Consider the following 12,959-nt stretch of genomic DNA (forward strand, 5'->3'; position numbering starts at 1 on the left):
TCGTCTTACCCACTATAGCCTGCCCGGGTTATGGAAGAAACTCCCTGATTTTTTGTGCGACGCGCTCTGCTCCCCTGCCGTCGCAGACACGGGCCGCCGTTGCGGAAATCCTGTGCAGTCCCGACATGTCGCGCAGAAGCGGCCGCAGCTTTTCCGCCAGCCCGGCCACGGTCAGGGTCGCCGCCTCACCCCCGTTAATGGCTGCCCCAAACCGGGCCAGATTTTCTGAGGCTGTTTTCTGATTTTCCGCCACCACCAGTTGCAGCGTGGGCAGGCCCAGACAGCACCTTTCCCAGGCCGTGCTGCCCGTAGCCCCAATGCAGAAATCCGCCATTGCCATCAGTTCCGCCATATTCTCCACCCCGACCCGCAATCGGGCCTTGAGGGCACTGCGTTCAAGATAGGCCGCCAGCATATCCCGATGTGGCGCCGACGCCCCCATTACCACCGTCACCTCATGGGTTTCCGGCAAAGGGATTTTCTCCAGCGCCTTCAACACCACAAGTGTGACATTGTCCCGGTCCATGCCGCCCAGCGTGACAAGAATATGCCGGACCTTCTTCAGATCCGCGCGCCGGTTCAGACTGCTCTCTCTCAAGGCCGCAAATTCCGGGCGCAGCAGGGCATACCGGCTGCCCGCATATACCGTGCCGCCTTCCGGCACCAGTTCCCGATAGGCCGTGGCCTCTTTGCCGAATGTCTGATCCAGAAGGAAATGGCAAAAATGGGGACGATCGTTCAGGTCATCAATCACGCCGACAAAAGGCAAATGCTCATAAAAAGGCCGCTCCCACTCGGCATCCAATTCGTAATGATCCACCATCAGGCCCGTGACCGCGGCGCCGGTGTCCGCTTCAAGCTGTTTTAAAGCCGATATGATGCTTTCTTTATTCTCGTCCTGCACCAGCCGTACCGGGTACCCCTTATCCTGGATCAGACCGCCCAGATGCCCTTCACGTTCACGGCACAGGAATGAAGACCGCACCTCCCGGTCCCGCAAAGCACCGGCCAGCGTGAGACAGCGCATCACATGCCCCGCGCCGATATCAATACTACTGTCGGTGCGGAAAACAATATGGTTCACCCGTGTCCCTCCGGTGTGGTCATCACCCGATACATCAGTTCCGCCCGGGTCCAGTCTTCTTCCGTATCAATATCCTGTACCCGATGACGCGGCAAAATGATCGGCAGGGAATGGGGCGCAAAAACAGGTTTTCCTTCCCGAAATGCCGTGGTTTTGCCCCAATAAAACTGCCCCGCATCGTGAAAGGCCTCTTCCAGATCCTGTGAACGGGTGGTGTTATATTCCGGCGTGAACGCTTCGACCCGGCCCCGTTTGGTGATCTTGACGGCCCGCTGGATGGGGAAGGCATAGCTGGTCACCGAAAAGGCATAAAGCGCATCGCTGTTTTTCAGTTTATCCAGCCCGTCCCGTAAGTCTTCCGGCCTTAAAAACGGGGCCGTCGCATAAATGCAGCATACAAATTCCGGCAGTTCCTCCCTCTCCGCCAGCCAGTCCAGCGCATGGGCCATTACCGCCTGGGTGGTGGCATGATCATCGGCCAGGTCCGCCGGACGCAAAAATGGCGCCTCCGCCCCCGCCGCCCGGGCAACAGCCGCGATTTCCTCATCATCGGTGGATACAATGACCCGGTCGAAACAGCCGCTCAGTTCCGCCGCCCGAATAGAATGTTCGATCATGGGCCGGCCCGCAAAGGGGCGGATGTTCTTGCGCGGGATACGTTTACTGCCGCCACGTGCCGGAATAATGCAGATGGTCATGATATTGCGTCCTTCACACTCCGGATCACCTTATCCTGCGCCTCTTCCGTGAGCGCCGGATACAGCGGCAATGTGATGGCGCGGGCGTAATACGCCTCGGCCAAAGGAAAATCCCCTTGTTCAAACCCCAGGGCGCGGTAATAGGGCTGGGTATGCACCGGAATATAATGCACATTGACCCCGATGCCGCGTTCTTTGAGCCTCTCGAAGACCGCGCGGCGGCTTTTGCCGATTTGATCCAGATCCAGCCGCACCACATAAAGATGATAGGCGGAATAAACATCGCTGTCCTGGCGTAGCGGGGCGAGAGGAAGGTCCCTGAATGCCACGTCATAGCGGGCGGCAAGCACGTGCCGACGGCGGACATAGTCTTCCAGCCGCGCAAGCTGGCTCAACCCCAGCGCCGCCTGCACATCAGTCATACGGTAATTATAGCCAAGGTCCACCTGTTCATAATACCATGGGCCATCGCTTTTTCCCGTCATCTGTGCCGGGTCGCGGGTAACGCCATGACTGCGTAGCAGGGTCATCTTTTCGGCAAGATCGTCCCGATTGGTCAACGCCATGCCGCCCTCGCCGGTGGTGATGATTTTTACCGGATGGAAGCTGAACACGGTAATGTCCGAATAGGCGCAGGCCCCCACTGGCCGGTCCCGGTAGCGCCCGCCCACTGCATGGGAGGCATCCTCGATCACGGCGAACTCATACTCCTGCGCGAGCGTCGCCAAGGCCGCCATATCGCAGGACTGCCCCCCGAAATGCACCGGCATCACCACCTTGGGCAGACGACCGCCCATCTTTGCGGTGCGGGACAGCTTTTCGGCCAGGGCCGGAACAGACATATTGGCCGTGTCCGGGTCGATATCCACAAAATCCACCTCTGCCCCGCACATTCGCGCCACATTGGCGGTTGCCACAAAGGTAATCGGCGAAGTCCAGACCACGTCCCCCGCTCCCACCCCGAGCGCCCGGCACGCCAGATGCAGCGCGGAGGTGGCGCTGTTCACAGCCATGGCATGTCGTGTACCACATTGTTCCGTCATCGCCTTTTCAAAGGCGGGCACGGCCGGCCCTTGGGTCAGGAAATCGGAGTTGAGAATCTCCCCCACCCGGGCGATATCTTCTGCCGTAATGTCCTGGCGGCCATAGGGGATCATGGGCAAAACTGTCATGGAGGCGGTCATAGGGCGGCCTGTTGGTCAAACGCCCGGATTTCCGCCACACTGAGAAAATGCGGATTGTTGCCGGAATGATATTCATACCCCTGCGGGACCGGTGTGCCGGTCTCGCCCAGCGCATTGCGACTATAATCATTTTCGCGGCTGTAGAATTTTATTGTCGGGGTGATCACATAATGATCCTCAAACTCCAGGGTAAGGTGGCTGTCATCGGCCGGACACATGATTTCATGCAGTTTTTCCCCCGGACGGATGCCGACAATTTTTGTGGGAATGCCTGGAGCATAGGCTTCGGCCACATCGGTGATGCGCACGGACGGAATCTTGGGCACGAAGATTTCCCCGCCCTGCATGCGTTCGAAATTTTTCAACACAAAATCCACCCCCTGCTGCAGGGAGATCCAGAACCGCGTCATCCTTTCATGGGTGATGGGGATATGGTCATGGCCTTCGGCCGCCAATTTTTTGAAATAGGGCACCACGGATCCGCGTGAGCCCACCACATTGCCGTAGCGCACGGCAGAAAAGCGGGTGCGGGCCTTGCCCACCATGTTATTGGCGGCAACAAACAGCTTATCGGACGCCAGTTTGGTCGCCCCATACAGATTGATGGGGTTGGCCGCCTTGTCGGTGGACAACGCGATCACCTTTTCCACATTATTGGCGATGGCGGCCTTGATCACATTTTCCGCCCCGTGCACATTGGTCTTGATGCATTCCATCGGGTTATATTCGGCCGCCGGTACCTGTTTGAGCGCCGCCGCATGGATCACAAAATCCACATCCCGCATGGCCTGCATCATGCGTTCGCCGTCGCGGACATCGCCGATGAAATACCGCATGGCAGGATCGTTGAACTCCTGCTGCATTTCATATTGCTTGAGTTCGTCGCGGGACAGGATGATCACCCGGCGCGGGCGGTAGCGTTGCAAAATGGTTCTGGTGTATTTCTTCCCGAAAGAACCGGTCCCGCCGGTAATCAGTACAGACTTGTCGTTAAACATGTATTTTCCGGTCCTTGTCAATGCCAGAAGGCCGCCCCCAGAATGGGCCCCTTTCCCCTTTTCGGAAAGAGTACCCCAAAGCCGGAAAATTGCAAAGTCCGGAATACGGGGGAATGGGGACGCGTTTGATCCGCACGAAAAAATTATCCGCAAAGACAAAATTTCGGATTGCACGAAAAAGGCAAACAGGTTAGAAAATGGGGGCTTTGGATCGGCGGGTGTAGTTCAATGGTAGAACGAAAGCTTCCCAAGCTTTAGACGAGGGTTCGATTCCCTTCACCCGCTCCAGAATTACACGGTCCGTTCATTCCTAAATGTTAGCTACTAAGACGGCTTTATTACCTGATAGTGATGGCTCAACCTTATCCGGATACACCCGGATAAGGTTGAGCTATGCATCTTCTGATTATTAAATTTTGCTTTGCAAACACCCAACGATCAGAAGACCAAGAAAGGTAAGGTAGCTCGCCACAATCTCAATTTAATAAAACCAGCAGGTGAGTAAAGAGTGTCCAGACTGAACACCCTTCAGCTGGTTAGGACTCAATACGGACAACCTTATGAGACTGCACAGCGGACTGGCCACAATATTAATCTTGTGGCCGGTAGGACTCAATACGGACAACCTTATGAGACTGCACATGTAGCTGAGTTAATATTTCTTTGGCGTACCCCTTGCCTTTTTCAACCATGGGCTGATCAAAGGGGTTAACACCTAGCATTGAGGCAGCAAATATGGTTTCCAACATGAAGTGCATCATCAGTGCTCCCATGTAAAACTCATTCATTTCTTCAATTTTTATTTCACGACACGGTATCTTCGAATCTGTCAAGCTTTTTAATGTCCCTTGAAAAAAGGCGTTTGTGATGGAGTCCAAATTTTTATGTTGTAGATGGTCTATTTCCTGTGAGTTAAAAACGTCAGGATTTATATAGGATCCGGTTTTTTTTCGGTTCAGAGTGATGAAGGTAAAGGATTTATCTTTTTTGCCATCAAGGAACATTTGCAACAAGCTGTGTTGATCTCTGGGGCCCAAGGCGGGAAGAGGCGTCGTTCCACGCCCTTGTTTTCCCAAGCTTTCTGCCCAGAGCTGTACATACCAGTCGTTAAATCGGGCCAACCGGTTGATATAAGGCATAATTACATTGATGGATTTATTATGATTAGCATCAGCACTGACCACAAATGCGGCCCCCATGATCGCGGGTATATGTTCGGGGGGAAGGCCAGAAAGCGTGTAATCTAACACGCATTTTGCACCTTCACGTATTTCTTTTATATTCAAACCAGCAATTGCTGCAGGCAGAAGACCGACGTTAGAGAGGACTGAAAAACGCCCCCCTAGATTGGGGTCATGAGTCAAAGTTTCAATGTTATATCTTTGTGCAAGTCGTCTTAAAGTATTGTCTCCCGGTTGAACCAGAAAGATAAAGCTGTTCTTTATATCGTTTTCTGAAAGTCTGTTTTTTACTTTCTGAATGGCGATCAGAACTTGGGCAATAACTTCTGTTGTCTCACCTGATTTGGAAATCACGAGAAACTTTGTTCTGCTATAGTTTAGATCGTCAAGAAATTCTTCATAATCACCGCCTGCCAAATTCGGCAGAGTCTTGACCACGGGGGATGTTTTATGGGCAATATTTCGTAAAGGGAGAAGAGCCCGGGCACCAAGACTGGAACCACCTGTCCCCAATATAATTACAGTTTTTGTATCTTGTTTAATTTGTTCAGATATTCTGTATATTTCTTGTAAATCGCATGTGGTGCCAGGCAGTTCAAAGAGTGGATGGCCCCCACGACCAAGCTTGTCGTTAATTTCAGCAATCTTTTGTTGTGCCTTGGCGATCAGCCTTTCAGACGAAGACCAAACCCTGAAGTCATTTTTGAGGTCGGATAAAAGATTTTGCCGAAGAGGGTAAATAAGTGACATTTTCGAACAAGCTCCGCGCTCTGAGTAAGACGTATTTTCTGTAGAAATTAGCTTGAAAGGTCATGGCATTTTCAAGGAAAGTGTTAAAATACCGTGTATGGCTTGCTAGTCCATATAAAAATAGATATAGGTGCTCTAAGACTGTGAACAGAATCTAACAATTGGAAAACTTATATGACAAGGAAGAAAGGAATTATTCTGGCTGGGGGGTCTGGAACACGGTTGCACCCTTTGACAATCCCTGTCAGCAAACAATTGATGCCTGTGTATGATAAGCCTATGGTTTATTATCCCCTATGTACATTAATGCTGGCGGGCATTACGGATATTCTCGTCATTACGACACCCGAAGACCAAGCTGCATATCAAAAGCTTCTAGGGGATGGCTCACAATGGGGTATTTCATTAGCCTACGCTGTTCAACCTGAACCTGGGGGTCTTGCTCAGGCTTTTTTAATTGGCGAAGATTTTATTGGTGATGAACCAGTGGCCTTGATTTTGGGGGACAATATCTTTTTTGGCCATGCGCTAGAAGATTCTTTGGTAAAAGCCGCAAACAGACATGAAGGCGCAATTGTATATGGGTATCACGTTGACGACCCGGAACGATACGGGGTTGTCTCATTTGACGATAATGGCAGGGCTATAGAAATCGTTGAAAAACCCACACACCCCAAATCCAACTACGCCGTCACTGGACTCTATTTTTACGATAATAATGTCGTAAGTTACGCCAAGACTCTTCAGCCCTCCGCACGAGGGGAGTTAGAAATCACTGATATTAATAAGATTTATTTGGAAGAGGGAACGTTAAGCGTAGAAATACTCCAAAGAGGTTGTGCCTGGCTGGATACTGGGACCCATGATTCTTTGTTAGAAGCTGGACAATTCGTTCAGATTATTGAAAAACGCCAGGGGCTGAAGATTTGTTGTCCAGAAGAAGTCGCTTATCGCAAGGGCTATATTGGTCGTGAAGAATTATATCTCCTAGGCAAATCTCTGGAAAAGAGTGGGTATGGAGCCTATCTTTTGAAAATTCTGCAAAATTGAGGTTTGCCGGTGAAGTTTATTAATACAAAAATTCCTGATCTGGTGATTATTGAACCGAACGTTTATGGGGACCATCGCGGTTTCTTTATGGAGACTTGGCGAGCAGATATTTTTAAAAAAAATGGCATAGATGCAAATTTTGTTCAAGACAATCATAGTCAATCCAGACAAGGAATTTTGAGAGGTTTGCATTATCAGATAAGACAATCTCAGGGAAAGTTGGTTCGTGTAATTCGGGGGGAAGTTTTTGACGTTGCCGTTGATATGCGTCAGCATTCCGAGACATTTGGGCAATGGGTTGCTGTAACACTTTCTGCTGAGAACAAAAGGATGTTCTGGATACCAGAGGGTTTTGCGCATGGATTTTATGTCATGAGTGATGAAGCAGAATTTGTTTATAAATGTACAGATTTCTATGCGCCAGAACATGAAAGGTGTCTTCTGTGGAATGACCCTGATTTGGCTATCGAGTGGCCCTTGGTCGATGAGGCCCCCCCTATATTGTCGGAAAAAGACAAAGCAGGAGTTCCTTTTCATAAGGCAGAAACATTTTCATGAAGGTTATGATAACAGGCGCCCGTGGTCAGCTTGGCCGAGAGCTGGCTGATACAGCGCCCCAGAACATAGATATAAAATCATGCGCCCGACAAGATCTGGATATTACGGATAGTAAATCCGTTGTCCAATGGGTAAAAGATTTCTGTCCCGATGTGATTATCAATGCTGCTGCCTATACTGCTGTTGATAAAGCTGAGAAAGAAAAAGAACAAGCTTTTGCAATCAATCAGGATGGGGTAAGGAACTTGGCTGTAGCGGCAAACATAATTGGCGCCAAGTTACTCCATATTTCAACTGACTTTGTATTTAACGGGCAACGATCCGAACCTTATACCGTAGAGGCCTTGCCCGATCCCTTGAATGTGTATGGGGCAAGCAAACTAGCGGGAGAAAATATATTACGGGAGGTCATGCCAGGCCGCCATGTTATAGTGCGGACGTCATGGGTTTATTCTTCGTATGGGCATAATTTTGTGAAAACCATGCTGAGACTCATGAAAGAAAGGGAAAAATTGTCGGTTGTTGCGGATCAAATTGGAGGTCCCACTTGGGCCAAAGGGCTAGCAAGATTCCTGTGGGAAATTGCTAAAAGAAATAATTTTTCAGGTACTTTGCACTGGAGTGACGCTGGTGTTGCTAGTTGGTATGATTTTGCGATTGCCATATTCGAAGAGGCCAAAACAAAAAACATGTTAACACGAGACATCTTGATCAGTCCTGTGCCCTCGACAGCCTATCCAACACCGGCTAAAAGGCCCAATTTCAGTGTACTTGATAAAATGTTGAGTTGGGAGATATTTGATGTAAAGGCTGTTCATTGGCGTGAAAATTTAAGACTAATGTTGTCAGAATTGAACGAGAAATAGTTATGGTTAATTTTTTGGTAACTGGTGGTGCAGGTTTTATTGGATCAAACTTTGTTCATTACATGAGGAAGAGGAGACCTGAAGACAATATCATTGTCTTGGATGCTCTAACCTATGCAGGGAACAAAAAGAACCTTGATGCTATTCAGGCTGACGAAAATTTTTCCTTTATTCATGGGGATATCTGCGATACGGCCCTTGTTGAAAATATTTTAATTGAGAACGATATAGACACAATTGTGCATTTTGCGGCTGAATCTCATGTGGATAGGTCGATAGAGGGCCCTGACGTCTTCTTGCAGACAAATATTGTCGGCACGCACAGCCTTTTGAAGGCGGCTAAAAAAGTTTGGCTTGATGAGAAGGGCAAAAAAGATCATCGTTTCCATCATGTGTCAACGGATGAGGTATATGGAACGCTTTCGCCTGATGATCCCGCTTTTTCAGAAACAACGCCCTATGCACCGAATTCACCTTATTCCGCAAGTAAGGCGGCCTCAGATCATTTGGTCAGAGCTTATCACCATACTTATGGTTTAAACACGACAATCAGCAATTGTTCCAACAATTATGGTCCCTATCAGTTCCCTGAGAAACTGATCCCTTTATTTATCCTGAATGTGCTGCATGGAAGACCCTTAACCATTTATGGGGATGGTCAACAAATCCGGGACTGGTTGCATGTGGAGGATCATTGCCGAGGAATTGAACTGATTCTTGATAAAGGAAAGCCTGGAGAGGTGTATAATATTGGCGGGAACTCAGAACTGACGAATTTATTTGTCGTGGATACGCTTTGTAACGCGATTGATGAGGCCTTTGAAAAGGATGAAACTTTAAGAAAGCGTTTTCCTGACGCGCCCTGCAGCAAAGGGAAGCCCAGTCAGGAGCTTAAGGTTTATGTAAAAGACCGCCCGGGTCATGATCGTCGATATGCCATCAATGCCTCCAAGATTGAAAAAGAATTGGGCTATAAGCCTGTGCACACTTTTGAAGCAGGGTTTTTCAGTACATTAGAGTGGTATCTGAATAATGAAAAATGGTGGCAAGAAATTCTAGACGGCAGTTATCGTGAATAAAAAAATAAGGGGCTGTCCTAAATAACTGATTAAGGTTATTGATAGGGACATGCGTAAGAGCCGATTAAGTAAAGCGAAGCAAGAGCGGCTGATTAGTGTACAGAGACCGTAATTACCTGACAGATGCCGCTTCTGGGTTTTCATTTTAGGCGGCTTTTGTCAGGTAATTACGGTCTCTGTACACCCGATGTTGAAACCGTTGCTGAAATCAACCTAACAGCCAAGGACCACTAACCCTCAAGAAAATGTGCGAAATTTTTTATACGTTATCCTTTGTTAAGTCTTTTATTTTTATAAGATTTGTAATGAAAATATAATCCTGAGTATATTGCTTTCAAAATATATTTATTTTTTGACTCCCCTCCCAAACCGTGCATTAACTTAACACGTGAAATTTCTTCGACCGGATATCCCAAAGCCCTAGCACGATCACATAACTCTGCATCTTCAGCATACATTGGAAACCCTAAATCAAACCCACCAAGTTTGTAGAAGAAAGTTTTATTGCAGATCAGTGCCGCTGCAAAATACCAATAACTTCCCTCAGGTGATTCACGTTTAAGACCGAATACAGACGCAAAAAAAGTTACAATTTGGTCTAAGATATTTGGCTTTTGCTTCCCATGAATTTGGGGAGAACCATCTGGATATATCAGTTTAGGATAATATAAGCCGTCATTTATAATATTTTCAGACAAATAATCAGATAATGAAGTATCAAACAGGGTTATATCCGGATTTAGCAGCACAATCGTCTCGTTGGAAGCAAGACTGACTCCAATATTATTATTATATGAAAATGACATAGGAGAAATATTTCTAATAATTGAGAATTTTTCCAAGCCACATTTTTGACAAAGGCCTTCAAAATCAAAGGTAGAATTTAAATTATCTATTAAAATAAACTCAAAACAACACTCCATATATTCAGAAAGCGAAAATACTAATTTTTTTATATCCGACTCGTGCCCGTGAGAAACTGTAATTATACTAATCATTTAATATTACACTCACTAACGTTTTTTTAAAATTTTCAAATTGGTATTTCCGAGCAGAGATTATAGCCTTTTTCTTTAATATTTTTAGCTCAGCTGTAGATAATTTTAATATATATTCCAGTTTGTTCACAAAGTCACTTTCCGAATTTCTATTAAATACTAGCTGCTGCAATGGGTTTATTTCAGAATAAGCCCCGGAATCGCTTGAAACCACAGGCGTTCCGACACAACAACCTTCAATCAAAATACGTCCAAATGTTTCGGGCAACAAAGAAGGGGCAACCAGGGCCCTCGAAGCTTGAATAAGCGGATAAGGATCATTTTGAAATTCAAACAGAGTAATTTTAACTCTTTTAAAATCAGCTTGAGCCTGAAAAATACGTGATAAAATATATTCTTCACCTCTTTTTACGTTCCCTACAAAAGCCACTTTGATTGTGCGCTCTAATTTTGAATCTAAAACATTCAGAGCGCTCAAAAAGCTGAGCACACCCTTGCGTTCACTTAAACGCCCCACAAACGTTAAATCATAATCGTAGCGGGTTTTAGCCAATGCTGTTTCCAAAGAAAACCCTTCTGGTGGGTCAATTCGATTATATAGAAGGCTAACCTTGTCCCTACCGTTCAGCATCATACTCGTATATTTTGAATTAGTGATCAATTTTTCAGAAACCCAAATTAGAAACTTTCTATATAGCCAATACAATTTTGGATAGTCTGATAAGCTCTCCCTAACAAACACATACAGTTTAATTCCCATAATACGGCACGCAAACATAACCTCAGGCATCAACGATATATTTACAATGACCTTATCTGGTTTCTCATTTCTTAGAATTTGGCTGATCTTCCATACAGTATTTAAAGATAGACGCATCCTTCCCTTGGATAGAACATTCATATCCACACAACGAACGTTGTTTTTTATACGGTACCAAGATGGAATTTCGACACTCGGGTTCATATAAGTTTTTACACAATTATTATCTTTTAAAGCCGCAAATATATCTTCTAACGACTTTTCAGATCCAAAATATCCTGAGTAATTGGAAAATATCAGAATCTTCATACTAATATACCCGGGCAGAATAGTTTCTAGAAAATGCACAAACAAATATTAGAAACATTGCGTAATATGAATAAATTACATCTGCATAGAATGCGTAACCAAGAAATAACGAAATTGCGAAAAAAGATTTTTGATCTTTGGACGCTTTTAAGCAGTAATAAAGAAAAATTGGTAACCCAAATATAGTAAACATGGAGACTATACTGAGGTACGAATTATCATAAACAATTTCCGCGGACGCTGTGGGAAGCATAAAATTCACATTTTTGTTGTTTTCATAAAATGCTAAAAGTGTTTCAATCCTCGCATTGAATGTACCAAAGACAAAAAGTCTTTTCTCTGGAAAGAGGAGAGCGACTGCTGGTCCAACTATGGTTAATAAGAAATAGACACCAGCATTTATAACTAATGATACTAAAGCCAACACTTCATATGAACCACGATGCCAGAAGCGAGCCTTGAAGTACATTAAGAAAGAAGCTACCCAAAAGGCTACAATTACACCTCTCGATCCGCTAACAAACATCATAGACAAACAGAAAATGCACCCCAAAAAACTCTTTCGCCGATAGAAATAAAGGAAATATAAGCAGAAAAATATAGTAAGCTCCGGTGTCCCCGCTAAAAAGGAGATTGGTCTAATGTCATCTCGAATAAAATAACCCACTTCACTGACTTGTCCCAAACCCGACTTAATCCAGTTCAACTCAACTTGTGTATAACCAAACAAATTTTGGTAAATGGCATATAATGATATCAAGAGAAAAAAGGGAAAGAATTTTGCGAGGATGACATTAAACGTCATCTCTTTAAACACAGGAATAAAGAGTATTAATGCTATTATTGGAATGGTTACAAACAAAAGATCAACATTAATAACACTGATATAAATCAGTATCATTATTGATGCAAATAATGAATAAAGTGATATGCGCAAACCAACACAGGATATGACAGAAGAAAAAGACACAAGCTGGTAAATTAGAGGCTCAAAAAAAAACAACCGCTTTACAAACGGGCTAAAACAGACCCAAAACATTCTCAAAACATGCATCGATTTTACCAGACAATTGCATCAGGCCAGAATAGTATTCCTAATACTTGCTATCACACAAAGTAAATTAATAAGACTTCATTTTTTCAAAAACTTATACGCCAGCCTATATATCAATTTAAATTTGGAAAACATAGGAAGTGTACGATCGTCATAAACAAAAGCTTTCCTGATTAAATCTTCATTCGCGGCTCTAAATTTGCAACTTCTAACCAGATCTGGAATCACCTTGCTATTCTTGAACCAATCAAGATTTTCAATAGCATGAGCTCTTGCAGCTTTTTTATAACGTTCCAAATTTTCAAAATTCTGAATAAAGTGTTTCATTTGACACGTAAGATCCTTACGAGAAGCAATCGCCAAAGGCCAACAAAACTTTCATTTAGGATC

Annotated in this window: 13 protein-coding genes and 1 tRNA gene; 5 read left to right on the forward strand and 9 right to left on the reverse strand. The window is 45.5% G+C overall.

From position 1 onward, the window contains the following. Positions 1-28: 28 nt before the first annotated feature. From pseG to pseB, 4 genes are read right to left on the reverse strand one after another with little or no spacing between them, the layout of a single operon-like run. Positions 29-1,084, reverse strand: coding sequence for a UDP-2,4-diacetamido-2,4,6-trideoxy-beta-L-altropyranose hydrolase (gene pseG / locus FE788_RS10490; protein ID WP_168190371.1), 1,056 nt, complete (start codon positions 1,082-1,084; stop codon positions 29-31). Then, positions 1,081-1,782, reverse strand: a complete 702-nt coding sequence (pseF, locus tag FE788_RS10495) for a pseudaminic acid cytidylyltransferase (protein WP_138380597.1) — start codon at positions 1,780-1,782, stop codon at positions 1,081-1,083. The genes pseG and pseF overlap by 4 nt, the downstream gene beginning before the upstream one ends. Next, complete coding sequence (gene pseC / locus FE788_RS10500) at positions 1,779-2,939, reverse strand: UDP-4-amino-4,6-dideoxy-N-acetyl-beta-L-altrosamine transaminase (protein ID WP_138381365.1); 1,161 nt, start codon at positions 2,937-2,939, stop codon at positions 1,779-1,781. Before pseC ends, pseF begins: the two co-directional genes overlap by 4 nt. 23 nt (positions 2,940-2,962) lie before the next feature. Next, positions 2,963-3,964 carry a UDP-N-acetylglucosamine 4,6-dehydratase (inverting) gene (gene pseB, locus FE788_RS10505; protein ID WP_138380598.1) on the reverse strand — a complete coding sequence of 334 codons (1,002 nt, stop codon included), beginning with the start codon at positions 3,962-3,964 and terminating at the stop codon, positions 2,963-2,965. A 214-nt stretch (positions 3,965-4,178) separates the two neighbouring features. On the opposite strand from pseB, the gene FE788_RS10510 reads away from it, so the two are divergent. Beyond that, positions 4,179-4,252, forward strand: a tRNA-Gly gene (locus tag FE788_RS10510). A 302-nt stretch (positions 4,253-4,554) separates the two neighbouring features. Here FE788_RS10510 and FE788_RS10515 read toward each other — a convergent pair. Then, positions 4,555-5,895: a hypothetical protein gene (locus FE788_RS10515; protein WP_138380599.1), complete on the reverse strand. Its 1,341-nt coding sequence runs from the start codon at positions 5,893-5,895 to the stop codon at positions 4,555-4,557. A 174-nt stretch (positions 5,896-6,069) separates the two neighbouring features. On the opposite strand from FE788_RS10515, the gene rfbA reads away from it, so the two are divergent. The 4 genes from rfbA to rfbB are packed head-to-tail and all read left to right on the forward strand — an operon-like array spanning position 6,070 to position 9,448. Further along, positions 6,070-6,945 carry a glucose-1-phosphate thymidylyltransferase RfbA gene (rfbA, locus tag FE788_RS10520; protein WP_138380600.1) on the forward strand — a complete coding sequence of 292 codons (876 nt, stop codon included), beginning with the start codon at positions 6,070-6,072 and terminating at the stop codon, positions 6,943-6,945. A gap of 9 nt (positions 6,946-6,954) precedes the next feature. Beyond that, the gene (rfbC, locus tag FE788_RS10525) at positions 6,955-7,503 is read left to right on the forward strand and encodes a dTDP-4-dehydrorhamnose 3,5-epimerase (protein WP_138380601.1); all 549 of its coding nucleotides are present in this window, start codon (positions 6,955-6,957) and stop codon (positions 7,501-7,503) included. Continuing rightward, a complete protein-coding gene (rfbD, locus tag FE788_RS10530; RefSeq protein WP_138380602.1) occupies positions 7,500-8,369 on the forward strand; it encodes a dTDP-4-dehydrorhamnose reductase in 870 nt (289 codons plus the stop codon). The genes rfbC and rfbD overlap by 4 nt, the downstream gene beginning before the upstream one ends. Positions 8,370-8,371: 2 nt before the next feature. Further along, positions 8,372-9,448 (forward strand): dTDP-glucose 4,6-dehydratase, encoded by a 1,077-nt coding sequence (gene rfbB / locus FE788_RS10535; protein ID WP_138380603.1) that lies wholly within the window; start codon positions 8,372-8,374, stop codon positions 9,446-9,448. A 266-nt stretch (positions 9,449-9,714) separates the two neighbouring features. Here the strand turns inward: rfbB and FE788_RS10540 are convergent, their stop codons facing one another. The 4 genes from FE788_RS10540 to FE788_RS14225 all read right to left on the reverse strand — a co-directional run bounded on the left by FE788_RS10540 (position 9,715) and on the right by FE788_RS14225 (position 12,896). After that, the gene (locus tag FE788_RS10540; protein ID WP_138380604.1) at positions 9,715-10,446 is read right to left on the reverse strand and encodes a glycosyltransferase family 2 protein; all 732 of its coding nucleotides are present in this window, start codon (positions 10,444-10,446) and stop codon (positions 9,715-9,717) included. Then, a complete protein-coding gene (locus tag FE788_RS10545; RefSeq protein WP_138380605.1) occupies positions 10,439-11,515 on the reverse strand; it encodes a glycosyltransferase in 1,077 nt (358 codons plus the stop codon). Before FE788_RS10545 ends, FE788_RS10540 begins: the two co-directional genes overlap by 8 nt. 1 nt (position 11,516) lies before the next feature. After that, complete coding sequence (locus tag FE788_RS10550) at positions 11,517-12,320, reverse strand: hypothetical protein (RefSeq protein ID WP_210413901.1); 804 nt, start codon at positions 12,318-12,320, stop codon at positions 11,517-11,519. A gap of 327 nt (positions 12,321-12,647) precedes the next feature. Continuing rightward, entirely contained in the window at positions 12,648-12,896 is a 249-nt protein-coding gene (locus tag FE788_RS14225; protein ID WP_210413903.1) for a hypothetical protein, read from the reverse strand. Between the last annotated feature and the right edge of the window lie 63 nt (positions 12,897-12,959).

The organism is Luteithermobacter gelatinilyticus (assembly GCF_005849285.1).
Lineage (GTDB): Bacteria > Pseudomonadota > Alphaproteobacteria > Sphingomonadales > Emcibacteraceae > Luteithermobacter > Luteithermobacter gelatinilyticus.

Bases quoted from the DNA above. Each gene is read 5' to 3' on its own strand.
- pseF (WP_138380597.1), bottom strand. From the start codon at position 1,782: ATGACCATCTGCATTATTCCGGCACGTGGCGGCAGTAAACGTATCCCG.
- pseC (WP_138381365.1), bottom strand. From the start codon at position 2,939: ATGATCCCCTATGGCCGCCAGGACATTACGGCAGAAGATATCGCCCGG.
- pseB (WP_138380598.1), bottom strand. From the start codon at position 3,964: ATGTTTAACGACAAGTCTGTACTGATTACCGGCGGGACCGGTTCTTTC.
- FE788_RS10515 (WP_138380599.1), bottom strand. From the start codon at position 5,895: ATGTCACTTATTTACCCTCTTCGGCAAAATCTTTTATCCGACCTCAAA.
- rfbA (WP_138380600.1), top strand. From the start codon at position 6,070: ATGACAAGGAAGAAAGGAATTATTCTGGCTGGGGGGTCTGGAACACGG.
- rfbD (WP_138380602.1), top strand. From the start codon at position 7,500: ATGAAGGTTATGATAACAGGCGCCCGTGGTCAGCTTGGCCGAGAGCTG.
- rfbB (WP_138380603.1), top strand. From the start codon at position 8,372: ATGGTTAATTTTTTGGTAACTGGTGGTGCAGGTTTTATTGGATCAAAC.
- FE788_RS10540 (WP_138380604.1), bottom strand. From the start codon at position 10,446: ATGATTAGTATAATTACAGTTTCTCACGGGCACGAGTCGGATATAAAA.
- FE788_RS10545 (WP_138380605.1), bottom strand. From the start codon at position 11,515: ATGAAGATTCTGATATTTTCCAATTACTCAGGATATTTTGGATCTGAA.
- FE788_RS10550 (WP_210413901.1), bottom strand. From the start codon at position 12,320: ATGACGTTTAATGTCATCCTCGCAAAATTCTTTCCCTTTTTTCTCTTG.
- FE788_RS14225 (WP_210413903.1), bottom strand. From the start codon at position 12,896: ATGAAACACTTTATTCAGAATTTTGAAAATTTGGAACGTTATAAAAAA.